Source organism: Serratia sp. 2880STDY5682894, assembly GCF_001537385.1.
GTDB lineage: Bacteria > Pseudomonadota > Gammaproteobacteria > Enterobacterales > Enterobacteriaceae > Serratia > Serratia nevei.
In genome coordinates this window covers 13,665-35,722 of the sequence record NZ_FCJA01000017.1, presented here as the reverse complement: position 1 = coordinate 35,722, position 22,058 = coordinate 13,665, and the positions used below count along the sequence as shown (strand labels likewise).

25 protein-coding genes, 4 tRNA genes and 1 other annotated feature are annotated in these 22,058 nt (G+C 57.1%); of the genes, 9 read left to right on the top strand and 20 right to left on the bottom strand.

All coding sequences use genetic code 11. The annotated features are described in order from the left end of the window. Window positions 1-46 precede the first annotated feature (46 nt). Window positions 47-173 (top strand) — a sequence feature (Phe leader region). Both AWX27_RS25210 and pheA read left to right on the top strand, forming a co-directional pair. Continuing rightward, window positions 48-95, top strand: coding sequence for a hypothetical protein (locus tag AWX27_RS25210; RefSeq protein WP_101428074.1), 48 nt, complete (start codon window positions 48-50; stop codon window positions 93-95). Its footprint overlaps the feature before it by 48 nt. A 42-nt stretch (window positions 174-215) precedes the next feature. After that, window positions 216-1,373, top strand: coding sequence for a bifunctional chorismate mutase/prephenate dehydratase (pheA, locus tag AWX27_RS23790; RefSeq protein WP_060425327.1), 1,158 nt, complete (start codon window positions 216-218; stop codon window positions 1,371-1,373). Window positions 1,374-1,435: 62 nt separating this feature from the next. Here pheA and tyrA read toward each other — a convergent pair whose 3' ends face one another. Continuing rightward, window positions 1,436-2,557 carry a bifunctional chorismate mutase/prephenate dehydrogenase gene (gene tyrA, locus AWX27_RS23785; RefSeq protein WP_049273621.1) on the bottom strand — a complete coding sequence of 374 codons (1,122 nt, stop codon included), beginning with the start codon at window positions 2,555-2,557 and terminating at the stop codon, window positions 1,436-1,438. A 3-nt stretch (window positions 2,558-2,560) separates the two neighbouring features. Further along, the gene (locus tag AWX27_RS23780) at window positions 2,561-3,637 is read right to left on the bottom strand and encodes a 3-deoxy-7-phosphoheptulonate synthase (RefSeq protein ID WP_038871801.1); all 1,077 of its coding nucleotides are present in this window, start codon (window positions 3,635-3,637) and stop codon (window positions 2,561-2,563) included. Window positions 3,638-4,143: 506 nt separating this feature from the next. Here AWX27_RS23780 and AWX27_RS23775 point away from each other — a divergent pair. The 4 genes from AWX27_RS23775 to AWX27_RS23760 all read left to right on the top strand — a co-directional run bounded on the left by AWX27_RS23775 (window position 4,144) and on the right by AWX27_RS23760 (window position 6,172). Further along, a complete protein-coding gene (locus tag AWX27_RS23775; RefSeq protein ID WP_047728881.1) occupies window positions 4,144-4,908 on the top strand; it encodes a DUF481 domain-containing protein in 765 nt (254 codons plus the stop codon). Window positions 4,909-5,158: 250 nt separating this feature from the next. Continuing rightward, the gene (locus AWX27_RS23770) at window positions 5,159-5,380 is read left to right on the top strand and encodes an HP1 family phage holin (RefSeq protein WP_060425325.1); all 222 of its coding nucleotides are present in this window, start codon (window positions 5,159-5,161) and stop codon (window positions 5,378-5,380) included. After that, window positions 5,364-5,879 (top strand): lysozyme, encoded by a 516-nt coding sequence (locus tag AWX27_RS23765; RefSeq protein ID WP_038871806.1) that lies wholly within the window; start codon window positions 5,364-5,366, stop codon window positions 5,877-5,879. The genes AWX27_RS23770 and AWX27_RS23765 overlap by 17 nt, the downstream gene beginning before the upstream one ends. A gap of 65 nt (window positions 5,880-5,944) precedes the next feature. After that, entirely contained in the window at window positions 5,945-6,172 is a 228-nt protein-coding gene (locus tag AWX27_RS23760; RefSeq protein WP_016929021.1) for an ogr/Delta-like zinc finger family protein, read from the top strand. Between the two features lie 142 nt (window positions 6,173-6,314). Here AWX27_RS23760 and rplS read toward each other — a convergent pair whose 3' ends face one another. The 5 genes from rplS to ffh form a co-directional block, all read right to left on the bottom strand. Then, window positions 6,315-6,671 (bottom strand): 50S ribosomal protein L19, encoded by a 357-nt coding sequence (gene rplS / locus AWX27_RS23755; RefSeq protein ID WP_015376707.1) that lies wholly within the window; start codon window positions 6,669-6,671, stop codon window positions 6,315-6,317. A 48-nt stretch (window positions 6,672-6,719) separates the two neighbouring features. Further along, the gene (gene trmD / locus AWX27_RS23750) at window positions 6,720-7,487 is read right to left on the bottom strand and encodes a tRNA (guanosine(37)-N1)-methyltransferase TrmD (protein WP_004932485.1); all 768 of its coding nucleotides are present in this window, start codon (window positions 7,485-7,487) and stop codon (window positions 6,720-6,722) included. 52 nt (window positions 7,488-7,539) lie between these two features. Beyond that, entirely contained in the window at window positions 7,540-8,088 is a 549-nt protein-coding gene (gene rimM, locus AWX27_RS23745) for a ribosome maturation factor RimM (protein WP_019455135.1), read from the bottom strand. An 18-nt stretch (window positions 8,089-8,106) separates the two neighbouring features. Further along, a complete protein-coding gene (gene rpsP / locus AWX27_RS23740; RefSeq protein WP_004932501.1) occupies window positions 8,107-8,355 on the bottom strand; it encodes a 30S ribosomal protein S16 in 249 nt (82 codons plus the stop codon). A gap of 214 nt (window positions 8,356-8,569) precedes the next feature. After that, window positions 8,570-9,931 carry a signal recognition particle protein gene (gene ffh, locus AWX27_RS23735; RefSeq protein WP_004932504.1) on the bottom strand — a complete coding sequence of 454 codons (1,362 nt, stop codon included), beginning with the start codon at window positions 9,929-9,931 and terminating at the stop codon, window positions 8,570-8,572. Window positions 9,932-10,100: 169 nt separating this feature from the next. Between ffh and AWX27_RS23730 the strand changes: the two genes are divergently transcribed. Both AWX27_RS23730 and AWX27_RS23725 read left to right on the top strand, forming a co-directional pair. Next, window positions 10,101-10,892 carry a cytochrome C assembly family protein gene (locus AWX27_RS23730; RefSeq protein WP_004932506.1) on the top strand — a complete coding sequence of 264 codons (792 nt, stop codon included), beginning with the start codon at window positions 10,101-10,103 and terminating at the stop codon, window positions 10,890-10,892. Between the two features lie 42 nt (window positions 10,893-10,934). After that, window positions 10,935-12,224: an HlyC/CorC family transporter gene (locus AWX27_RS23725; protein WP_060425324.1), complete on the top strand. Its 1,290-nt coding sequence runs from the start codon at window positions 10,935-10,937 to the stop codon at window positions 12,222-12,224. Between the two features lie 66 nt (window positions 12,225-12,290). Here the strand turns inward: AWX27_RS23725 and luxS are convergent, their stop codons facing one another. From luxS to alaS, 10 genes are all read right to left on the bottom strand, one after another. Further along, window positions 12,291-12,806 (bottom strand): S-ribosylhomocysteine lyase, encoded by a 516-nt coding sequence (luxS, locus tag AWX27_RS23720; protein WP_019455133.1) that lies wholly within the window; start codon window positions 12,804-12,806, stop codon window positions 12,291-12,293. Between the two features lie 166 nt (window positions 12,807-12,972). Beyond that, window positions 12,973-14,535, bottom strand: coding sequence for a glutamate--cysteine ligase (gshA, locus tag AWX27_RS23715; RefSeq protein ID WP_049200284.1), 1,563 nt, complete (start codon window positions 14,533-14,535; stop codon window positions 12,973-12,975). Window positions 14,536-14,617: 82 nt separating this feature from the next. After that, window positions 14,618-15,046: a YqaA family protein gene (locus AWX27_RS23710; RefSeq protein ID WP_004932520.1), complete on the bottom strand. Its 429-nt coding sequence runs from the start codon at window positions 15,044-15,046 to the stop codon at window positions 14,618-14,620. Further along, on the bottom strand, window positions 15,043-15,609 hold the full coding sequence (yqaB, locus tag AWX27_RS23705) for a fructose-1-phosphate/6-phosphogluconate phosphatase (protein WP_060425323.1): 567 nt from the start codon (window positions 15,607-15,609) through the stop codon (window positions 15,043-15,045). The genes AWX27_RS23710 and yqaB overlap by 4 nt, the downstream gene beginning before the upstream one ends. Before the next feature lie 175 nt (window positions 15,610-15,784). After that, window positions 15,785-15,861, bottom strand: a tRNA-Arg gene (locus AWX27_RS23700). A gap of 52 nt (window positions 15,862-15,913) precedes the next feature. Next, a tRNA-Arg gene (locus AWX27_RS23695) sits at window positions 15,914-15,990 on the bottom strand. A 58-nt stretch (window positions 15,991-16,048) separates the two neighbouring features. Further along, window positions 16,049-16,125 (bottom strand) — tRNA-Arg (locus tag AWX27_RS23690). A gap of 3 nt (window positions 16,126-16,128) precedes the next feature. Further along, window positions 16,129-16,221: transfer RNA gene (locus AWX27_RS23685), tRNA-Ser, on the bottom strand. Between the two features lie 310 nt (window positions 16,222-16,531). Continuing rightward, window positions 16,532-16,717 (bottom strand): carbon storage regulator CsrA, encoded by a 186-nt coding sequence (gene csrA / locus AWX27_RS23680; protein ID WP_004091602.1) that lies wholly within the window; start codon window positions 16,715-16,717, stop codon window positions 16,532-16,534. A gap of 252 nt (window positions 16,718-16,969) precedes the next feature. Continuing rightward, the gene (gene alaS / locus AWX27_RS23675; RefSeq protein ID WP_060425322.1) at window positions 16,970-19,597 is read right to left on the bottom strand and encodes an alanine--tRNA ligase; all 2,628 of its coding nucleotides are present in this window, start codon (window positions 19,595-19,597) and stop codon (window positions 16,970-16,972) included. Here alaS and AWX27_RS25330 point away from each other — a divergent pair. Next, a complete protein-coding gene (locus AWX27_RS25330) occupies window positions 19,547-19,690 on the top strand; it encodes a hypothetical protein (RefSeq protein ID WP_162091232.1) in 144 nt (47 codons plus the stop codon). The two genes, alaS and AWX27_RS25330, sit on opposite strands and share 51 nt — an antisense overlap. Window positions 19,691-19,730: 40 nt before the next feature. On the opposite strand, the gene recX is transcribed toward AWX27_RS25330, so the two are convergent. The 3 genes from recX to pncC all read right to left on the bottom strand — a co-directional run bounded on the left by recX (window position 19,731) and on the right by pncC (window position 21,968). Further along, the gene (recX, locus tag AWX27_RS23670; protein WP_043135802.1) at window positions 19,731-20,243 is read right to left on the bottom strand and encodes a recombination regulator RecX; all 513 of its coding nucleotides are present in this window, start codon (window positions 20,241-20,243) and stop codon (window positions 19,731-19,733) included. A 60-nt stretch (window positions 20,244-20,303) separates the two neighbouring features. After that, window positions 20,304-21,368: a recombinase RecA gene (recA, locus tag AWX27_RS23665; RefSeq protein ID WP_060425321.1), complete on the bottom strand. Its 1,065-nt coding sequence runs from the start codon at window positions 21,366-21,368 to the stop codon at window positions 20,304-20,306. Window positions 21,369-21,479: 111 nt separating this feature from the next. After that, on the bottom strand, window positions 21,480-21,968 hold the full coding sequence (gene pncC / locus AWX27_RS23660) for a nicotinamide-nucleotide amidase (RefSeq protein ID WP_060425320.1): 489 nt from the start codon (window positions 21,966-21,968) through the stop codon (window positions 21,480-21,482). Window positions 21,969-22,058: the final 90 nt, after the last annotated feature.

Here is a 22,058-nt window from a genome sequence, read left to right as displayed (position 1 = left end):
GGCCAGCGGTTACTTTAAAACCTGATCACATTAACCTTAGGTAGACCATGCCACGCACACCGTTTTTCTTCGCATTCTTTTTTACCTTCCCCTGACTGGGAGGCGTTTCGTCGTGTGAGAAAGAATGCGAAGACGAACAACAAGGCCTCCTGGAAACAGGGGGCTTTTTTTATGGCTATTTTACAACGAATAAGAACTGAAGGCGGAAGCTGATTATGACTGACAACCCGTTATTGGTGCTGCGCGAGCGCATCAGCGCACTGGACTTGAAACTGTTGGCCCTGCTGGCGGAACGCCGTGAGCTGGCGATCGAAGTCGGCAAGACCAAGCTGCACTCTCACCGCCCGATCCGCGATAAAGAACGCGAGCGCGACCTGCTGGACGCGCTGATCGCCGCCGCCAAACCTTACGATCTGGACGGCTTCTACGTCACCCGCCTGTTCCAACTGATCATTGAAGACTCCGTTCTGACCCAACAGGCGCTGCTGCAGCACCAGCTCAACCCCGTCAGCCAGCACTCCGCCCGCATCGCCTTCCTCGGCCCGAAAGGCTCTTATTCACATCTGGCGGCGCGTCAATACGCCGCCCGCCATTTCGATCAGCTGATCGAATGCGGCTGCCAGAAGTTTCAGGATATCTTCACCCAGGTGGAAACCGGCCAGGCGGACTACGCGATACTGCCGATCGAGAACACCAGCTCCGGCTCGATTAACGAGGTGTACGATCTGCTGCAACACACCAGTCTGTCGATCGTCGGCGAGCTGACTAACCCGATCAACCACTGCGTTCTGATTGCCGGCGACAGTGATTTGAGCCAGATTGAAACCGTCTACAGTCACCCGCAGCCGTTCCAGCAGTGCAGCCAGTTCCTGAACCGCTTCCCGCACTGGAAAATCGAATACACCGAAAGCACCGCCGCCGCGATGGAGAAAGTCGCCAAGCTGAATTCACCGAAGGTAGCGGCGCTGGGCAGCGAAGCCGGCGGCGCACTGTACGGGCTGCAGGTGCTGGAACACAACCTTGCCAACCAGCAGCAGAACATCACCCGCTTTATCGTCCTGGCGCGTAAAGCGATTGACGTCTCCGAACAGGTGCCGGCCAAAACCACGCTGATCATGGCGACCGGCCAGCAATCCGGCGCACTGGTCGAAGCGCTGCTGGTTCTGCGCGACAACGGCATCATCATGACCAAGCTGGAGTCACGCCCGATCAACGGCAATCCGTGGGAAGAGATGTTTTATATCGATGTGCAGGCCAATCTGCGTGCCGACGCGATGCAAAAAGCGCTGCGCGATCTGGCACCAATCACCCGCTCGCTGAAGGTACTGGGCTGTTACCCGAGCGACACCGTGGTGCCGGTCAACCCATCCTGAAACCATAAAAAAAGGGGTTCGGCCAAGCCGAACCCCTTACCTTTACGTTTACCACCCGCGTTTTACTGCCGGCTGTCGTTAGCCTGCCGCAACAGCGTGCGGCTCTCCACCAGGAAGCGCTGGGCGTAATCGCCGAACCAGTGCTCCACCTTGCGGAAACTGTCGATAAACGCCTGTTTGTCGCCATGCTCCAACAACTTTATCGCCTCGCCGAAGCGCTGGTAGTAACGCTTAATCAGCGCCACATTTTCCTCCGACGACATGATGATGTCGGCGTACAGCTGCGGATCCTGCGCAAACAGGCGGCCAACCATCGCCAGCTCCAGCCGGTAGATCGGCGAGGAGAGCGCCAGCAGTTGCTCCAGTTGCACGTTCTCTTCCGCCAGGTGCAACCCGTAGGCGAAGGTGGCGAAGTGCCGCAGCGCCTGAATAAACGCCATGTTTTGATCGTGTTCGACCGCGCTGATGCGATGCAGCCGCGCCCCCCACACCTGCAGTTGTTCAAGCAACCACTGGTAAGCCTCCGGCCGGCGGCCATCGCAGTAGACCACTACCTGCTTCGCCACGCTGCCCACGTCCGGGCCGAACATCGGGTGCAGCCCCACCACCGGGCCGTTGTGCACCGCCAACATCGCATGCAGCGGACGGTTCTTCACCGACGCCAAATCCACCAGAATACAGTCGTCGGGCAACGTTGGCAGGCGGCTTATCACCTGCTCTGTCACATGAATCGGCACGCTGACGATCACCATGCCGGCGTCGGCCAACAGCTGTTCCGCCTGCGGCCAATCTTCCTGATCCAATACCCTGACCTGATAACCCGACAGCGTCAGCAGACGGTTGAACAGCCGGCCCATCTGGCCGTTGCCGCCGATGATGACGATCGGCCGCAGCTGTGGGCACAGAGTTTTAAAGCCTTTATCGTTCTCGCTGACGTATGATTCGCGCATCACGCGGCGCAAGACGTCCTCAATCAAATCCGGCGGCACCCCGAGGTTTTCCGCCTCCTGACGGCGCGAGGCCAGCATCGCCGCCTCGCGCTCCGGCACATAAACCGGTAAACCGTGGCGGCTTTTCACCTCCCCCACTTCCGCTACCAGATGCAGGCGTTTTGCCAGCAGATCCAGCAACGCTTTGTCCACCTCGTCGATTTGATCGCGCAGCGCGGTCAGTTCTGCCACCATAACTTACTTTTCTCCCGTGCGTGCCGTCAGCGCAGCGCCGAGTTCCTGATGCATATGACGCAGCAGCGTTTCCGTGCTCTCCCAGTCGATGCAGGCGTCGGTGACGGACACACCGTAACGCATGTCTGCACGCGGCTGTTCGGAAGACTGATTGCCCTCATGCAGATGGCTCTCCAGCATAATGCCGGTGATCGAACGGTTGCCCGCTTTGATCTGCTCCACCACGGACTCGGCCACCGCCGGCTGACGGCGATAGTCTTTATTCGAGTTGCCATGGCTGCAATCTATCATCAAGGACGGATGGAGTCCCGCCTCGAGCATCTGTTTTTCACAGGCCGCAACGTGCTCGGCGCTGTAGTTCGGGGTTTTGCCGCCGCGCAGGATCACGTGCCCGTCCGGGTTGCCCTGCGTCTGCAGCAGGCAAACCTGGCCCGCCTGGTTGATGCCGACGAAGCGGTGCGGCATAGCGGCGGCGCGCATGGCGTTGATGGCGGTGCCCAGACTGCCGTCGGTGCCGTTTTTGAACCCGACCGGCATCGACAGGCCGGAAGCCATTTCGCGGTGGGTCTGCGATTCGGTGGTGCGCGCGCCGATCGCCGACCAGCTGAATAAGTCCCCCAGGTACTGCGGGCTGTTCGGATCCAACGCTTCGGTAGCCAACGGCAAGCCCATGCCCACCAGATCCAGCAACAGGCGACGCGCGATATGCAAGCCTGCTTCAACGTCAAACGAACCGTCCATGTACGGATCGTTGATCAAACCTTTCCAGCCGACAGTGGTTCTGGGTTTTTCAAAATAGACGCGCATAACGATATACAGCTGATCGCTCAAGTCAGCCGCCAGGGTTTTCAAACGACGGGCGTAGTCCAGCGCCGCATCCGGATCGTGGATCGAACAAGGCCCGCACACCACCAACAGGCGATGATCGCGCCCCTGCAAAATGTTGGCGATGGTGTTGCGCGCGGTGGCGATTTCATTTTCGTCGTCGGCGCTAAGCGGGAACTGGTTCTTCAGCTCCTCCGGCGTGATGAGAACCTGTTCTGCACTGATGTGTACGTTATTGAGCGCGTCTTTTTGCATGATGCTATTCCTGTCGTTTGGCGTTATGCGTTGAAATGGAACATTGAGCGTTTCAGGGCTCTACCTTATCACGCAATGTAAAGTTTTCAATCCAATTTCCGTAAATAAAAAATTACCGTGCTTTTGCTTATAAAAAAACATGTATAAAAACATCAGTAAAATACAATTAAATTCATTTAAATCAATAATATAATAAAATTACAGGATCATCAAAACGCGCCTAGGCACCCTGCGAACCAAAACACCCAATCGTAAACATATTTGTACAATTAGTTTTACAGGGAAGATACACCGCCCGTCTCGGCGCCCACGAACGGACAGTAGCGGATACCGTCAGGCTCAGCACGAAATGCCGCCGAAAGCGATGAATTTAAGTAGAAGAAAAGCGAATAAATGAGGAATAAAAATTAAAAACTTAAGCTAATGGCGGCTATTTTTGTCGCCGAAGTGAACCGATATAATGTGACCGTCATCAACAATAACCACCCTTAACAACTGGATCCAAGATGCTCTCTTCTCGCGCTCGTCGCGCTTTTCCGCTGTATATTTGTTGCTTAACGACTTTCACCAGTGTTTCAGCCCTTGCCGACAATACGCTTTTCACCGCGATGGACGATCCGGCCACCGCCAAGAAACCGTTCGAAGGCAACGTGCAGGCGGGCTACAACGCCCAGTCCGGCAACTCGCAAAGCTCCACCCTGTTGGCCAACACCAATATGACCTGGTTCAATACCGACGCGGCATATAGCCTGTGGGGGGCGGCCAACAACACCACCTCCTCCAACGTGCGCTCGTCCGAAAAGTACCAGGCCGGTGGCCGTACGCGCTATAACCTGACCGATCGCAACTACCTGTTCGGCCAGGCCAGCTGGCTGAGCGACCGTTTCAACGGTTATGACTCGCGCTCCACGCTGACCGGCGGTTACGGCCGCCAACTCCTCAACGGGCCGCTCAGCGATCTGCGGGTGGAATTTGGTCCCGGCGTACGCCATGACGAATACCACGGCGGCGGCCGCTCGACCAAAGGGCTGGCCTACGGTGCGGCCAACTATTCCTATCAGCTGACCGACAACACCAAGTTCATTCAGGGCGTTTCCGCGCTGGCGAACGAGGAAACCACGCTGAACTCGGAAAGCGCGTTGAACGTGGCGATCAACGATCGCTTCTCACTGCGCGTGGCCTACACCGTGACCTACAACAGCAAACCGCCGGCCTCCGCACCGAAGAACACCGATACCACCACCTCGGTCACGCTGGTCTACGGCCTGTAACCTCCCCCCGCCCAGAATCTCTCGAAGCCCATCATCGATGGGCTTTTTTTATACCCGACGCTCTCTCTTGCACAATCTGCTAAAAATATTCATCTCGCCCATTGACGACTTTAGCAAATAGCTTAATACTGTATGCATATACAGTAATTATTATACAGCCTCGTGGCATGATGGATTTCGATAGCGAGTGGCCAACAACGCATCGATAACCCCCAGCTCCGAGAGACTGTAAACAAAGTGAGCATAAGCTATGGAGAAAATCACCTCATTCATCACCTACGCCATGGCGCTGTTTCTCGCCTGGCTCGGCAGGCTCTCTCCGCAGGACATTGTCTTTTTAGTCGGTGCGGCGGTAGGCATCGGCACGTTTCTGGTGAACTGGTACTACCGACGTAAAAGCCTGCAGATCTTGAAGGCTATTGAGCGCAATGCGGCATCACGGAGGAAAATTTACGATGAGTGCAATCGTTAAGCGCTGCAGCGTCGCCGCCGTTTTGGCCATCGCCGTGCTGTTACCGTCATTTGGCGAGCTGCAAACCTCAGAAGCCGGCCTCAGGCTGATCGCCGATCTCGAAGGTTGCCGCCTGTCGCCTTACCAGTGCAGCGCCGGAGTGTGGACACAGGGCATTGGACACACCGCCGGCGTCATCCCGGGCCAGGCTATCGATGAGCGGCAAGCCGCTGTGGATTTGGTAGACGATGTTCGCCGCACCGAGCGTGGCATGGCCGCCTGCCTGCCGCAAACGCTCCCACAAGAAACCTATGACGCGGTGATCGCCTTCGCCTTCAACGTGGGCATCAGCGCCGCCTGCCACTCCACGCTGGTCACGCTGCTGCAACAGCGCCAGTGGCAACAGGCTTGCGATCAGTTGCCACGTTGGGTTTACGTAAACGGAAAGAAAAACAAGGGGCTGGAACAGCGACGCGCCACGGAACGCGCACTGTGCTTGCAAGGCATTGCCTCATCATGACGGGCTCGCTCGCCTAAGTGGTGATGCCACAACAATTTCACTTAATTTGTTCAAGGGGGGTTCTTATGATGCACTGTCCACTATGCGGTCACGTGGCCCACACTCGCTCCAGTCGCTATCTGAGCGAATCGACCAAAGAGCGTTACCATCAATGCCGCAACATCAACTGCAGCTGCACGTTCGCCACGCACGAATCCGTTGCACGGGTGATCGTCAAGCCCGGCGATGACATTGTCCCGGCGCAGCCGCACCCGCCGGAGAATCAGCATAAACAAAGCGCCGCCGCGCTGTAATGCAAAAAGCCTGCTGATGCAGGCTTTTTAATGTCGCTACAACGTGGCCAAATCTCGCAAATGCAAGGCAGCCGGATTTTCAGATAAAAAAAGGGGTTGGCATAGGCCAACCCCTGATAACTATTAACTTTTGGATGCAGCGTTAGTTAACGCGGTTCAGACGCTCTTTGATACGAGCAGCCTTACCAGTACGTTCACGCAGGTAGTACAGTTTAGCTTTACGAACGGCACCACGACGTTTAACAGTAATGCTGTCGATTACTGGGGAGTGAGTCTGGAATACGCGCTCAACACCTTCGCCGTTGGAAATCTTACGAACAGTGAATGCAGAGTGCAGACCGCGGTTACGGATAGCGATAACCACGCCCTCGAATGCCTGCAGACGTTTTTTGCTACCTTCAACGACCCATACCTTCACTTCCACGGAATCACCCGGACGGAATGCAGGTACGTCTTGTTTCATCTGCTCTTGTTCAAGTTGCTTAATAATGTTGCTCATAATATGTCTCTTACCCTAGGTAAACTGATATATCGGTCCCGTCTGATGTCAGACGTTTCCTTCATAGTCCTGTTGCCTGGCCTGATGTTCCCGTTGGAACTCAGCCAGCAACACCGCTTGCTCGTCAGTCAGAGCTAGGCTTTCTAGAAGTTCAGGTCTTCTAAGCCAGGTTCGGCCCAGCGACTGCTTTAAGCGCCAGCGACGTATCTCGGCATGGTTGCCCGACAGTAGAACCGGCGGTACTTCCATCCCTTCCAACACCTCTGGGCGGGTATAGTGCGGGCAGTCCAGCAATCCGTCGGCGAAGGAGTCTTCCTCCGCTGAGGCCTGATGGCCCAGCACACCCGGTATGAAACGGGCGACTGAATCAATCAGGGTCATCGCCGGCAGTTCCCCGCCGCTGAGAACGTAATCGCCGATTGACCACTCTTCGTCAATTTCGGTTTGGATTACGCGCTCGTCTATCCCTTCGTAACGGCCGCACACCAGAATCATCTTCTGATTGGCCGCCAGTTCGCACACGCCGGTTTGATCCAGCTTGCGCCCCTGAGGTGACAGATAAATCACCTTTGCTCCCTCGCCTGCCGCTGCTTTCGCCGCATGAATGGCTTCCCGTAAAGGTTGCACCATCATCAGCATTCCCGGGCCGCCGCCATAAGGGCGATCGTCCACGGTGCGATGCCGGTCGTAGGTGAAGTCGCGAGGACTCCAACACTGCACGCTCAGCAGGCCATTTTTTACTGCCCGGCCAGTCACCCCGTAATCGGTGATAGCGCGGAACATCTCAGGAAACAGGCTTACAATACCGATGAACACAAGCCAATCCCCTTACCGTTATTCCACTTGCTTCGACCGTTTGATCCGGGGGTCAAAAACCAGGATCCCAATCTGCCTCAATCACGCGGGCAGTGAGATCGACTTTCTTGATAACCTGCCCATGAAGAAACGGAATCAACCGCTCCTTCATGCCGAACGCATCTTTCAGGTTCGCTTTCACAACCATCACATCGTTCGAGCCGGTTTCCATCATATCGATGACTTTACCCAGCTCGTAGCCGGCGGTGGTGACTACCTGGCAGCCCATCAGGTCTTTCCAGTAGTAATCGTCACCCTCCAGCGGAGGAAGTTGCTCAGAATCCACCATAATCTCGCGATTAGTCAGCAGATTCGCCGCGTCCCGATCGTCAATGCCTTTGACCTTGATGATCAGATCCTGACTGTGGCGCTTCCAGTCTTCCAACTCGATATGCTGCCACTGACCCGCCTGCTGGATAAACCACGGCTGATAGTCAAAAATGCTTTCGGCGTTCTCGGTGGATGAAAACACTCTGAGCCAACCACGAATGCCGTAAGCGGACCCCATTTTACCGAGTACAATCGGCTGCTTAGGCGCTACCGGTTTGAGTTGCTTGCTCATTGCCACCACCGCGACAGATTAAGCTGCTTTCTTAGCGTCTTTGATCAGCGCGTGAACGCGATCAGAAACGGTTGCACCCAGACCAACCCAGTGCTCGATGCGGTCCAGGTCCAGACGCAGTGCTTCAGCCTGACCGGAAGCGATCGGGTTGAAGAAGCCTACGCGCTCGATGAAACGACCATCACGAGCGTTGCGGCTGTCGGTCACTACTACTTGATAGAACGGACGCTTTTTAGCGCCGCCACGTGCCAAACGAATTGTTACCATAACATCCTCTTTAGTTAATAAAACAGCCGGGCCCCATTGAGGGACGGGGCCCGGTTGCAATATAAAAAGCCCGAAAATTTTACTCATTTTGGCGCAAAAAGCAATCTAAAGCGTCGATCGCAGGGGACAACTTTTGCAGCCTGTCAAATTTCGGGCGGTTTTCACCGCGAACGGCGAATGCTGAAAGCGCCCACACTCGGCGTGCGGAGGCCCATCAGCGGCCTGGGAAGCCCGGCGGCATCATACCTTTCATGCCGCGCATCATCTTCGCCATACCGCCTTTCTTCATCTTCTTCATCATACGCTGCATTTCGTCGAACTGCTTCAGCAAGCGGTTGACGTCCTGCACCTGCATGCCGGCCCCCATCGCGATGCGGCGCTTGCGCGAGCCCTTGATGATTTCCGGTTTGGCGCGCTCTTTCAGCGTCATCGAGTTGATGATCGCCTCCATGCGCACCAGCACTTTATCGTCCATCTGCGACTTGACGTTGTCCGGCAGCTGGCCGGCGCCCGGCAGCTTGCTCAGCATGTTGGCCATGCCGCCCATGTTGCGCATCTGCTTGAGCTGCTCCAGGAAGTCGGTCAGATCGAAACCGTCACCCTTCTTCAGCTTGTTGGCCAACTTCTCCGCCTGCTCGCGGTCGACCTTGCTTTCGATATCTTCGATCAGCGACAGCACGTCGCCCATGCCCAGGATGCGCGATGCCACGCGATCCGGGTAGAACGGCTCCAGCGCTTCGGTCTTCTCGCCCACGCCGAGGAATTTGATCGGCTTGCCGGTGATATGACGGATGGACAGCGCGGCACCGCCGCGCGCGTCACCGTCGACCTTGGTCAGCACCACGCCGGTCAGCGGCAGCGCTTCGTTAAACGCCTTGGCGGTATTGGCGGCGTCCTGGCCGGTCATGGCGTCGACCACGAACAGGGTTTCTACCGGCTTGATCGCCGCGTGCACCTGTTTGATCTCGTCCATCATCGCTTCGTCAACGTGCAAACGGCCGGCGGTATCGACGATCAGTACGTCGTAGAACTTCAGCTTGGCCTGTTGCAGCGCGCGATTGACGATGTCGATCGGTTTTTCTTTGACGTCAGACGGGAAGAAATCGATGCCGACGCCTTCCGCCAGCGTTTCCAGCTGTTTGATCGCCGCCGGGCGATAAACGTCCGCGGAAACCACCAACACTTTCTTCTTCTGTTTTTCTTTCAGGAATTTGCCGAGTTTACCGACGCTGGTGGTTTTACCGGCACCCTGCAAGCCCGCCATCAGCACCACCGCCGGCGGCTGGGCCGCCAGATTCAGCTCGGTGTTGACTTCGCCCATCGCGGCGATCAGCTCGCCTTTGACGATCTTGACGAACTCCTGCCCCGGCGTCAGGCTCTTGTTGACTTCATGGCCGACCGCGCTCTCTTTGACGCGGTTGATGAAGTCGCGCACCACCGGCAGCGCAACGTCCGCTTCCAGCAATGCCATGCGCACTTCACGCAGGGTTTCCTTGATATTCTCTTCGGTCAGCCGCCCGCGGCCGCTGATATTGCGCAACGTGCGCGACAATCGATCGGTTAAATTTTCAAACATCGTCTCATGCTCAACGTGTAATGACAGGCCGCTCCGGCGACACAATTGCGCCGATGATAACACGAAGCGCGGCGGATCTCTGCCTCAGCGTTGGAGATAGGTTGGAGTGAAACGCGCGCAACGTTATACTGACACTCCAATTAACCACGCCGAAGCAAAATTAAACGCTATGCCAGTTTTCTCCATTGTGGCTTTGATGGCCTACCTGCTCAGCCTTGGACTGATCATTCCCAGCTTGTTGCGGAAGAACAGCGCATACCGTCGGCTTGCCCTCGTCTCGGCGGTGGTGGCGCTGATTTGCCATGCCATCGCGCTGCAGCAGCGCATCTTTGACGTCAGCGCCGGGCAGAATCTCAGCCTGCTGAACATTGGCTCCATCGTCAGCCTGATCATCTGCTCGGTGATGACCTTCGTCGCCTCGCGCGACCGCGGCTGGTTCCTGCTGCCGATCGTCTACAGCTTCGCGATGATCAACCTGGCCTTCGCCAGCTTCATGCCCGGCGAGTTCATCACTCACCTGGAAGCCAGCCCGGAACTGATGGTGCATATCGGCCTGGCGCTGTTCTCTTACGCTACCCTGATCATCGCCGCGCTCTACGCCTTGCAGCTCGCCTGGCTCGATTACCTTCTGAAAAACAAGAAGTTGACCTTTAGCGCCGACATGCCGCCGCTGATGAGCATCGAGCGCAAGATGTTCCATATCACCCAGATCGGCGTGGTGCTGCTGACGCTCACCCTGTGCACCGGCTTGCTGTACATGGATAATCTGTTCAGCAAAGAGAACGTGCATAAAGCCGTGCTGTCGATCATGGCCTGGTTCGTGTATATCGTGCTGTTGTGGGGCCATTACCATGAAGGCTGGCGCGGCCGCCGCGTCGTCTGGTTCAGCTTCGCCGGCGCTTTCCTGCTGACGCTCGCCTACTTCGGCAGCCGTCTGATTCAGCAGGTGATGGTGCGCTAAGCCAGCCCGGCTCAATTCTCCCTCTCTATAAGGAATACTGCATTGGAGCATGTGTCGACGGGGACCCTCATCATTATCCTGGTGATCATGATCGTGGTCTCCGCTTACTTCTCCGCTTCCGAAACCGGCATGATGACGCTCAACCGTTATCGCCTGCGTCACCTGTCCAAACAGGGCAACCGCTCGGCGCGTCGGGTGGAGAAGCTGCTGCAAAAACCGGATCGGCTGATCGGCCTGGTGCTGATCGGCAACAACCTGGTCAACATCCTCGCCTCGGCGCTGGCGACCATCGTCGGCATGCGGCTGTATGGCGATCTCGGCGTGGCGATCGCGACCGGCATACTGACCTTCGCCGTGCTGCTGTTCGCCGAAGTGCTGCCAAAGACCTTCGCCGCCCTCTATCCGGAACGTATTGCCTTCCCCAGCAGCGTCCTGCTGGCGCCATTGCAAAAGGTGATGTTCCCGCTGGTCTGGCTGCTCAACGGCATCACCAGCCTGACCTTGCGCCTGTTCGGCATCCGCACCAACGTGCGCATCAGCGACGCCGTCAGCAAGGATGAGCTGCGCACTATCGTGCGCGAATCCCAGTCGCAAATCTCCCGACGCAACCAGGACATGCTGATTTCGGTGCTGGATCTGGAAAAGGTGACGGTTAACGACATCATGGTGCCGCGCACCGAGATCGTCGGCATCGACGTCAACGACGACTGGAAGTCGATCATGCGCCAGCTGACCCACTCGCCGCACGGCCGCATCGTGCTGTATCGCAGCTCGCTGGACGACGCGATCGGCATGCTGCGCGTGCGCGAAGCCTACCGCCTGATGACCGAGAAAAAAGAGTTCAACAAAGAGAACCTGCTGCGCGCCGCCGATGAGATCTACTTCGTGCCTGAAGGCACGCCGCTCAACGTGCAGCTGGTGAAGTTCCAGCGCAACAAAGAGAAGGTCGGCATCGTGGTCGACGAGTACGGCGACATTCAGGGCCTGGTCACGGTAGAAGACATTCTCGAAGAGATCGTCGGCGACTTCACCACCTCGATGTCACCAACGTTGGCGGAAGAGGTCACGCCGCAGAGCGATGGCTCGGTCTTGATCGACGGTACCGCCAACGTGCGCGAACTGAACAAGGCCTTCAACTGGACCCTGCCGGCCAGCGAGGCCCGCACCGTCAACGGCATGCTGCTCGAAGAGCTGGAAGAGATCCCTGAAATTGGCACCCGGGTGCGTATCGGCCATTACGATATCGACATTCTCGACGTGCAGGGCAACATGATCAAACAGGTGCGGGTCACGCCGATCACCTCGCTGCAATCCAGCGTCGGCCACCACTGACCGCCGGCCTGAAAGTAAAAAAGACGCGAAATCGCGTCTTTTTTTATCTCTGCGGGAAACTCGCGGCTAGATATGCAGTTCCTGCAGCTTCTCTTTCGGCAGCGCCAGCTCGTCGTTGTGGTTAACCACCACGTCGTTATCCAGGATGTGCTTGGCGATCTCCTGCGCTTCTTCCAGCGAGTGCATATGGTAAGTGCCGCACTGGTATTCGTTCAGCTCAGGGATTTTGCGCTGGTCGGTCACTTTCAGCACGTCGGCCATCGCCGCTTTCCACGCATCGGCTACGCGCTGCTCTTCCGGCACGCCGATCAGGCTCATGTAGAAACCGGTACGACAGCCCATCGGGGAGATGTCGATAATCTCCACGCCCTGGCCGTTCAGGTGGTCACGCATAAAGCCGGCGAACAGGTGCTCCAGCGTGTGAATGCCGCGCTCGGGCATCACTTCCAGGTTCGGGCGGCAAAAGCGCAGATCAAACACCGTGATGGTATCGCCATGAGGCGTTTTCATGGTTTTCGCAACGCGGACAGCCGGAGCTGCCATACGGGTATGATCGACGGTAAAGCTATCCAGCAATGGCATTTCGCTACCTCCTCGTAAAAGAGCATTTATTTCGAAACTTTTTTTCCTAACCGGGAAACCTTTTCTAACCCTGCGAGTCTGAGTATGTGAAAGACGCGCATTTGTTATCATCATCCCTGTCATCAGAGATGCATATTTGGCCACATTGATGTGGCCTTTTTCTTTTTCAGCTTCCGCCGTTTTGCTTCAGGAACGCTTCAAAGCTTAGCGTATCATTGGCTTCTATGTCGCGTTGGCGCTGCCACGAGGCTTCCCGCTCTTTATCCAGCTCGGCTTCGTTCAGGATTTCCAACGGCTCTTCCAGCAACGTCTGACGATACTGCTCCGCCAGCTGCAACCCGACGCGCCCGGTGCCTTCCGCCTTCATCGCCTTCAGAATGCGCGCAGAGAAGGTCAACTCAGGATCGTCGAACGCGGCAACCAGCTCATCACACACCTGCTGGTATTGACGGTTGCCGGCTTCGCCGTCCAACACTTCCGCCACCCGACGCAGATCGGCGAACAGCGCCTTACCCACTTTTTCGAGCGGTTCATGGCTGGCGCCACAGCCGATGCCGATGGTCTGGCCCGGCTTACGCCCTTCCAGAATCACCCGGTTCCAGTTCTTGCGCGTGCACAGCAGTTCATCGCTGCTCATCTCCGGCGCATCGGCCAGCGCGCACCACACCAGGAACAGATCCAGGAAACGCGCCTGCACCGCGTCCACGCCGATTGGCGAGAACGGGTTGATATCCAGCGAACGCACTTCGATGTATTCGATGCCGCCGCGCAGCAGCGCGTCCGACGGCGTCTCGCCGCTTTGGGTCACGCGCTTCGGCCGGATCGGCGCATACAGCTCGTTCTCGATTTGCAGCACGTTGCTGTTCAGCTGCAGGTAGCGATCGCCCTCTTTCACGCCCAGCTTGGCGAACTCTTCAGAAGGCGTCGCAATTGCCCGCTTCAGACCGGCCACATAGCTGTGCAGATCGTTGAAGGTGATACCCAAATTGCTCTGCGACTTGTTGGTGTAACCCAGGTCGCTCAGACGCAGCGAGGTGGCGTACGGCAGGTAGCACATCCCCTGCTCGGTGCGCTCGAACGGCAGATTGGTCTCACGCCCTTTGAGGAACGAAGAACAAATGGCCGGCGATGCGCCGAACAGATACGGGATCACCCAACCGAAACGGTAATAGTTGCGGATCAGGCGGAAATACCCCGCCGAGATCTGCTCTTTACCGCTTTCTGCGTCCTGCACCCCGGCCCAGGCCTGCCAAAACTCCAGCGGCAGCGAGAAGTTGTAGTGCACGCCGGAAATGGTCTGCATCAGCGCGCCGTAGCGATTCTTCAGCCCTTCGCGGTACAGCGTCTTCATGCGGCCGATGTTCGACGAACCAAACTGCGCCAGCTCGATATCCTGCTCGGCTTCGATAAAGCACGGCATGCTGAGCGGCCACATGCGCTCATCGCCGATATTGCGCGCCACGTAACGATGAATATCGCGCAGGAACGTCAGCAGGTGATCGATGTTGTCATCAACCGGCGTAATGAACTCTAACAGCGCTTCGGCGAAATCCGTGGTGATCCAGTGGTGCGTCAATGCCGCGCCCAGCTTTTCCGGATGCCCGGTGGTCGCCAAGGTGCCGTTCGGCGTGACCCGCAGCGTTTCACGCTCGATGCCACGACGAATACCTTTTAATGCCTGGGGATGGGCTTCCAACCAAGAAAGCGCCTGTGATACGTCCGGGATCAAATTGACCTCCCGCTTCTAAAAACAATAACTCGTAAGCATACTGAATCCGCACCCGAGAGAATATTGAGTTATATTCACTTGGTTACTGCCACCAGGCGATGCCCTGTACCGTTATCATAGCCAAAACGATGTAACGCAGCGCCTTTCCGATACACAGAAACAGCGCGACAGAGCCCCAGGGCATGCGCAGCCAACCTGCCAACACGCACAACAAATCGCCCACCACCGGCACCCAGCTGAGCAGCAGCGCAGCCGGGCCGAAGCGTTGCAGCCACCCAAGCGCCGTTGCCAGCCCCCGCTGTGGTTTCAACGCCGGTAACAGGCGCCCGATAATGACATTGGTCAAGCCACCCAGCGTGTTGCCCAGAGTCGCGGCCAGCACCAGCAACTCCGGCGAGACGCGACTCTGGGTCAGCAAGGCGACCAGAACGATTTCTGAATTTCCCGGCAGCAGCGTCGCACTGAGGAAGCTACTGCCAAATAACGATATTACGGCTAGCGTACTACTCACAGCGTACGGACGTCTACCACAGCCATACCGGCACTTTTCGCCGCCTGAATGCCGAAATCGGCGTCTTCAAACACCAGGCATTTTTCCGGCGGCACGCCGATCAGTTCGGCACAGCGCAAGAAGGTGTCCGGCTCCGGTTTGTGGCGCTGCACGTCGTCCGCACCGACGATCGCGTCGAAGCAGTTGAACAGGCCGAGATGACGCAGCAGCATTTCCGCCATGCGGTGCTCGCTGCCGGTACCGACCGCCATCGGACGGCGGCCGTGATAGGACTTCACCACCTCGATCAGCGGCAATGGACGCACGCTGTCCAACAGCATCGCTTCCACCGCGCGGGTTTTCTCCGCGGCCAGGTGATGGGGATCGAGATCGGCCTGATGGCTGGCGATAATCGCCTGGGCGATGCGCCAGGTCGGTGAACCGCTCAGCGCCACCATGGCCGCTTCATCAAACGTCATGCCATAACGGGACAGCACTTCACGCCACGCTTTGCGGTGCGTTGGCTCGGTGTCCAGAATCGTGCCGTCCATGTCGAAAATAAGACCCTGATAGCGGTCGTACATCGTTACTCCATGATCGTTGAGGAAAGAAAACTACTTTAGCGTAAAGCCGTTGGGTTGTCGCTGACTGCGTCATAACGGAATGTGCTGTGCCCGATCGGGCGCAAAGGAGGACGGGGGAGAGAGAATGGCTAAATGCTGAAAAGCGAAAAACCCGCCGAAGCGGGTTTCTCTTAGATGGTGCATCCGGGAGGATTCGAACCTCCGACCGCTCGGTTCGTAGCCGAGTACTCTATCCAGCTGAGCTACGGATGCATTACTATTTTTACTGCTTGCCTGCTTCGCTAATGAAGCCAGACTTAAAGAATGGTGCATCCGGGAGGATTCGAACCTCCGACCGCTCGGTTCGTAGCCGAGTACTCTATCCAGCTGAGCTACGGATGCACAGTAATTCTTTGATACCCTATGGTACTTTGTTCCCAACTCTACCATACGGCTAATATGGTGCATCCGGGAGGATTCGAACCTCCGACCGCTCGGTTCGTAGCCGAGTACTCTATCCAGCTGAGCTACGGATGCAAATGGCGGTGAGGCGGGGATTCGAACCCCGGATGCAGCTTTTGACCGCATACTCCCTTAGCAGGGGAGCGCCTTCAGCCTCTCGGCCACCTCACCAAACGCTTCTTTCGAATTGCGCCTAACTTGCTTTAGAGAAGCTCATCGGCACTGCGTGGCGCACATATTACTTTCTCCGACTTTTAAGTCAAACAATTTTTCCCAACTCATGCGCGTTTGCACAATTCGCACCCAACATGGGCGATTTCACGGCAAAAAGGGCGTTTTATCAACAGGCAACCGCAGCATCTGTAGCAACAAAGCAGGGAACTAACCGGGAAAATAATCACGAAAAAGAGAGGGGAGAACGAAAGAAGTGGGTAAAACGATGCAGTAGCGTCTCGTCTGGCAACGAGACGCTGCTTCGGAATCAGTAAGTCGTCTGCTGAGACTTCTCTGCCTGAATGCGCTGATAGATTTCTTCACGGTGAACCGAAACCTCTTTGGGGGCGTTCACACCAATACGCACCTGGTTGCCTTTTACCCCTAGCACAGTGACCGTAACCTCATCGCCAATCATGAGGGTTTCACCAACTCGACGAGTCAGAATTAACATTCTTTGCTCCTTGAAAGATTAAAAGAGTCGGGTCTCTCAGTTTCCCCGTCATTATCCATCATATGTGGTGAAAACGTAAGCCGCGCAACCCACAATAAGTGTAAGCAGACTTGGTCCCACCTCAGATAATGGTAAGTTTAGCCGACCTGAAAAACTTTGTTCCCGCAATTGTAACTAAATTGTGTTAGCACAGTATGAAAACGCCATAATCAACAAAGTATTATGGCGTTTGTGCGTGCTATTTATTTATGTTCACAGCTTCGAGGCCACCCAGGCTTCTACGCTGTTTAACGCCGCTGGCAGGGCGTTGATATCCGTCCCCCCCGCCATCGCCATATCAGGGCGACCACCGCCCTTGCCGCCTACCTGCTGCGCCACGTTGCCAATCAACTCGCCGGCTTTCACGCGGTCAGTCAGATCCTTGGTCACGCCTGCAACCAGGCTGACTTTGTCATCAGCCGTCGTTGCCAACACGATGATGGCTGAACCCAATTGATTTTTCAGGTCATCCACCATGGTGCGCAGCATTTTGGCTTCGACATTGTCCAACTGGCTGACCAACAGCTTCACGCCGTTAACCACTTTTGCCTGGCTGGACAGCGACGCGCTTTCCTGCGCCGCCTGCTGATCTTTCAACTGCTGCAGTTCTTTTTCCAGCGCGCGGGTGCGATCGAGCACCGAGCGCACTTTATCGGTCAGGGTGTTGCTGTCGCCCTTAACCAGCTGCGCAACGTCTTGCAACAAATCGCTTTGCTGGTGCAGCGTGGCGATAGCGCCTGCGCCGGTCACCGCTTCAATACGACGAATGCCCGCCGCGGTGCCCGACTCGCTCAGAATGCGGAACAGGCCAATATCGCCGGTGCGGCTGGCATGAGTACCGCCACACAGCTCGGTGGAGAAGTCGCCCATGGTCAGTACGCGCACGTTGTCATCGTACTTCTCGCCGAACAGCGCCATCGCGCCCTTCTCTTTGGCATCTTCCAACGCCATCAGCTCGGTCTGTACCGGCAGGTTACGACGCACCTGCTGGTTCACCAGATCTTCCACCGCGCGGATTTGCTCCGGCTTCATCGCTTCGAAGTGCGAGAAGTCGAAACGCAGATATTTGTCGTTAACCAGCGAGCCTTTCTGCGCGACGTGGTCGCCCAGCGTTTGGCGCAGCGCGGCGTGCAGCAAGTGAGTCGCGGAGTGGTTCAGACGGATGCTGTTGCGGCGCTCAGCGTCGATCTGCGCATCCACGCGATCGTTCAGCTTCAGCGAGCCCTGCGCCAGTTTGCCCTGGTGGCCGATAGCCTGGCCGTATTTCTGGGTGTCGTTGACCACAAACTCTACGCCGGCGGCTTTCAGCACGCCTTTATCGCCGACCTGGCCGCCGGATTCACCGTAGAACGGCGTCTCATCCAGCACCACCACCGCCTCTTCGCCGGCGTTGATCCGATCGACCGGCTGGCCGTCGCGGAACAGCGCGATGACAGTTGCCTGCTGCTCGTCGTGATCGTAACCGCTGAACTGGCTGCTGCCGTCCACGCGGATCAGGCTGTTGTAATCGGCGCCGAAACCGCTGGATTCGCGCGCACGGCGGCGCTGCGCTTCCATCGCTTCTTCAAAGCCCGCTTCATCGACTTTCAGACCGCGCTCGCGGCAGACGTCAGCGGTCAGATCGACCGGGAAGCCGTAGGTATCGTACAAACGGAAAGCGGTTTCGCCGTCCAGGGTATCGCCCTGCAGCTTGGCCAGCTCTTCGTCCAACAGCGCCAGGCCACGCTCCAGCGTGCGGGCAAACTGCTCCTCTTCGGTTTTCAGCACCTGCTCCACCAACGATTGCTGGCGTTTCAGTTCGTCGGCCGCCGGGCCCATCACTTCGATCAGTGGCGCCACCAGCTTGTAGAAGAAGGTGTCTTTCGCGCCCAGCATGTTGCCATGGCGGATCGCGCGACGAATGATGCGGCGCAGCACGTAGCCGCGGTTTTCGTTAGACGGGATCACGCCATCCGACACCAGGAAGGCGCAGGAACGGATGTGGTCGGCGATAACGCGCAGGGATTTGTTGTCCAGATCGGTTGCACCGGTCACTTTTGCCACGGCGGCGATCAGGGTACGGAACAGATCGATTTCGTAGTTGGAGTTCACATGCTGCAACACCGCCGCGATGCGCTCCAGGCCCATACCGGTATCCACCGAAGGTTTCGGCAGCGGCAGCATGGTGCCGTCGGACTGGCGGTTGAACTGCATGAAAACGATGTTCCAGATCTCGATGTAGCGGTCGCCGTCTTCTTCCGGGCTGCCAGGAGGGCCGCCCCAGATGTGATCGCCGTGATCGTAGAAAATCTCGGTGCACGGGCCGCATGGGCCGGTGTCGCCCATCTGCCAGAAGTTGTCGGAAGCGAAAGGCGCGCCCTTGTTGTCGCCGATGCGAATAATGCGCTCGGCCGGTACGCCGATTTGCTTCTGCCAGATGTCGAACGCTTCGTCATCGGTTTCATACACGGTGACCCACAGTCGCTCTTTCGGCAGGTTGAACCAGTTTTCACCGGTCAGCAGTTCCCACGCGTAGCTGATCGCGTCATGCTTGAAGTAATCGCCGAAGCTGAAGTTGCCCAGCATTTCAAAGAAGGTGTGGTGACGGGCGGTATAGCCGACGTTTTCCAGGTCATTGTGCTTGCCGCCTGCGCGCACGCAGCGCTGCGAGGTGGTGGCACGGGAATAGGCGCGTTTGTCCAGCCCCAGGAAAACATCCTTAAATTGGTTCATGCCGGCATTGGTAAACAGCAATGTCGGATCATTGTTAGGCACCAGGGAGCTGCTCGCTACAACCTGGTGACCCTTACTATGAAAGAAATCGAGAAACGCTTGACGGATCTCAGCGGTGCTCTTGCTCATAATTTTCCTGGAAAGGCTAGAATAACGACACGTGAGCCGGTGACGCGTCATCCCGACGATGACAACCAGCTCACGAACAAAAAGTGGGGATAAGATAAATTTTCTTCAGAGGGAAGTAAAACCCCGTGTGCGCTCATTGCGCAAAATCACGGTAAATTGACTGAATTTCTTCCTGGAAGAAGCCGCGATAGAGCAGATAGCGCTGCACTTTGGCTTTCTCTTTCCAGTCGGTTGGCAACGCATCGCCAAATTTTCGCTGCGCCACCTGTTTCGCCTGTTCGCACCAGTCGATGTCGCATTCCGCCAACGCGTCCTGCACCAGCGCTTTGTCGACGCCCTTTTGCATCAGCTCACTGCGGATGCGCTGCGCACCGTAACCTTTGCGGCTGCGGCTGCCGATGTAGCTGTGAGCGAAACGCTTATCGTCTAGCCAATTATGCTGGTAACAGTAGGCAATAACCTGCTCGATCAGCGCAGGATCCACCGGCTCTTCAGCCACCGGCGGTGATGCCGGCGCATGTGGCCCCTTGCCGCCAAAACGGGCTTTCGCCACAAACGGCTGCGCCGCAAGTTTGCGGCGCAGTTCAGCTTCACTATGATCGCGTTGCGACAGCAGGCGCATGGCGCGGCTTAGCAAGTCATTCATCATTCAAGCCTGAATTTATGGGATATGCGCCACACGAACGGCGGCGCATATCTTCAGCGATTAGAACTGCTCGCTGGTTTCCGCTTCGTCGTCTTCGAAGTCGTCACCGGAAGCGGCCACCAGTTCACCGCCGCTGTGCAGCAGCAGGTCACGCAGCTTCTTATCCAGCTCAGCGGCGATAGCCGGGTTTTCTTTCAGGAAGTTACAGGCATTCGCCTTGCCCTGACCGATCTTCTCGCCATTATAGCTGTACCAGGCGCCGGCTTTTTCGATCATCTTATGCTTCACGCCCAGATCGACCAGCTCGCCACGGCTGTTGATGCCTTCGCCGTACATGATTTGGAACTCAGCCTGCTTGAACGGCGCAGCGATTTTGTTCTTCACCACTTTCACGCGGGTTTCGCTGCCCACCACTTCGTCGCCCTCTTTGATGGCGCCGATGCGGCGGATATCCAGACGCACCGAAGCGTAGAACTTCAGGGCGTTACCGCCGGTCGTGGTTTCCGGGTTGCCGAACATCACACCAATTTTCATACGGATCTGGTTGATGAAGATCAGCAGGGTATTGGCGTTTTTCAGGTTGCCGGCCAGCTTACGCATCGCCTGGCTCATCATGCGTGCCGCCAGGCCCATGTGCGAATCGCCGATTTCACCTTCGATTTCCGCCTTCGGCGTCAGCGCCGCCACGGAGTCGACGATGATGACGTCAACCGCGCCGGAGCGGGTCAGCGCATCACAGATTTCCAGCGCCTGCTCGCCGGTGTCCGGCTGGGAGCACAGCAGGTTGTCGATATCGACGCCCAGCTTTTTCGCATAGACAGGATCCAGCGCGTGCTCGGCATCGATGAACGCACAGGTTTTGCCTTCGCGCTGCGCAGCGGCGATCACCTGCAGCGTCAGGGTAGTTTTACCAGAGGATTCCGGGCCGTAGATTTCAACGATGCGGCCCATCGGCAGGCCGCCGGCGCCCAGAGCGATATCGAGTGACAGTGAGCCGGTGGAGATCGTTTCCACGTCCATGGAGCGGTCTTCACCCAGGCGCATGATGGAGCCTTTGCCGAACTGTTTCTCAATCTGGCCCAGTGCCGCAGCTAACGCCTTTTGCTTGTTCTCATCAATAGCCATTTTTGCTCCTTCGTTTCGCAATGCCGGTGTTACCCCACACTGCCACTGAATGTATGTTGTGCAGGAAATGTCACTAATTATACTGTATAGTCATACAGTATCAAGCCTAATTTACAAAAATTCGTCGATGGCGGTTTGCAGCGCGAAAATCGTCGCCTGCAGCCGCACCGCGTCGCGGTCGCCCTCGAATTGCATCATGCGCGACAGCCCCCGGCCATCGCTGCCGGCGAAGCCGAACCACACGGTACCGACCGGCTTTTCCGCGCTGCCGCCGTCCGGGCCGGCGATGCCGCTCACCGATAGCGCCAGATCGGCCTGCGCCGCCCGCAGCGCCCCTATCGCCATCTCACGCACCACCTCTTCGCTGACCGCGCCGTGCGCCGCCAACGTGGCTTCTCTCACCCCTAGCAGGTCATGCTTCGCCGCATTGCTGTAGGTGACGAAACCGCGATCGAAATAGGCGGAGCTGCCGGCGATATCGGTAATGGCCTTGGCAATACCGCCGCCGGTGCAGGATTCCGCACAGGTGATCCAGCGGCCCTGTGCCTTCAGTTTTTCCCCCACCAGCACGCTGAGCCGGCGCAGTTGGTTTTCACTCATAACCTCTCCCTCGCGAATTCAGGTATATGCGCCCGATAGTAGCATTTATCAAGGCGATGCGGCGGCCGACGCGTGGAAATGCGCAGCGCC

Coding starts and splice junctions, on each gene's coding strand:
- rimM (WP_019455135.1), bottom strand. CDS start 8,088: ATGAGCAAGCAACTCAAACCGGTAGCGCCTAAGCAGCCGATTGTACTC.
- AWX27_RS23780 (WP_038871801.1), bottom strand. CDS start 3,637: ATGCAAAAAGACGCGCTCAATAACGTACACATCAGTGCAGAACAGGTT.
- rpsP (WP_004932501.1), bottom strand. CDS start 8,355: ATGGTAACAATTCGTTTGGCACGTGGCGGCGCTAAAAAGCGTCCGTTC.
- recX (WP_043135802.1), bottom strand. CDS start 20,243: ATGAATGACTTGCTAAGCCGCGCCATGCGCCTGCTGTCGCAACGCGAT.
- csrA (WP_004091602.1), bottom strand. CDS start 16,717: ATGTTAATTCTGACTCGTCGAGTTGGTGAAACCCTCATGATTGGCGAT.
- alaS (WP_060425322.1), bottom strand. CDS start 19,597: ATGAGCAAGAGCACCGCTGAGATCCGTCAAGCGTTTCTCGATTTCTTT.
- ffh (WP_004932504.1), bottom strand. CDS start 9,931: ATGTTTGAAAATTTAACCGATCGATTGTCGCGCACGTTGCGCAATATC.
- AWX27_RS23775 (WP_047728881.1), top strand. CDS start 4,144: ATGCTCTCTTCTCGCGCTCGTCGCGCTTTTCCGCTGTATATTTGTTGC.
- AWX27_RS23770 (WP_060425325.1), top strand. CDS start 5,159: ATGGAGAAAATCACCTCATTCATCACCTACGCCATGGCGCTGTTTCTC.
- tyrA (WP_049273621.1), bottom strand. CDS start 2,557: ATGGTGGCAGAACTGACCGCGCTGCGCGATCAAATCGACGAGGTGGAC.
- AWX27_RS23730 (WP_004932506.1), top strand. CDS start 10,101: ATGCCAGTTTTCTCCATTGTGGCTTTGATGGCCTACCTGCTCAGCCTT.
- luxS (WP_019455133.1), bottom strand. CDS start 12,806: ATGCCATTGCTGGATAGCTTTACCGTCGATCATACCCGTATGGCAGCT.
- rplS (WP_015376707.1), bottom strand. CDS start 6,671: ATGAGCAACATTATTAAGCAACTTGAACAAGAGCAGATGAAACAAGAC.
- AWX27_RS23765 (WP_038871806.1), top strand. CDS start 5,364: ATGAGTGCAATCGTTAAGCGCTGCAGCGTCGCCGCCGTTTTGGCCATC.
- yqaB (WP_060425323.1), bottom strand. CDS start 15,609: ATGTACGACCGCTATCAGGGTCTTATTTTCGACATGGACGGCACGATT.
- pheA (WP_060425327.1), top strand. CDS start 216: ATGACTGACAACCCGTTATTGGTGCTGCGCGAGCGCATCAGCGCACTG.
- pncC (WP_060425320.1), bottom strand. CDS start 21,968: ATGAGTGAAAACCAACTGCGCCGGCTCAGCGTGCTGGTGGGGGAAAAA.
- AWX27_RS23760 (WP_016929021.1), top strand. CDS start 5,945: ATGATGCACTGTCCACTATGCGGTCACGTGGCCCACACTCGCTCCAGT.
- recA (WP_060425321.1), bottom strand. CDS start 21,368: ATGGCTATTGATGAGAACAAGCAAAAGGCGTTAGCTGCGGCACTGGGC.
- AWX27_RS25330 (WP_162091232.1), top strand. CDS start 19,547: ATGAAAGAAATCGAGAAACGCTTGACGGATCTCAGCGGTGCTCTTGCT.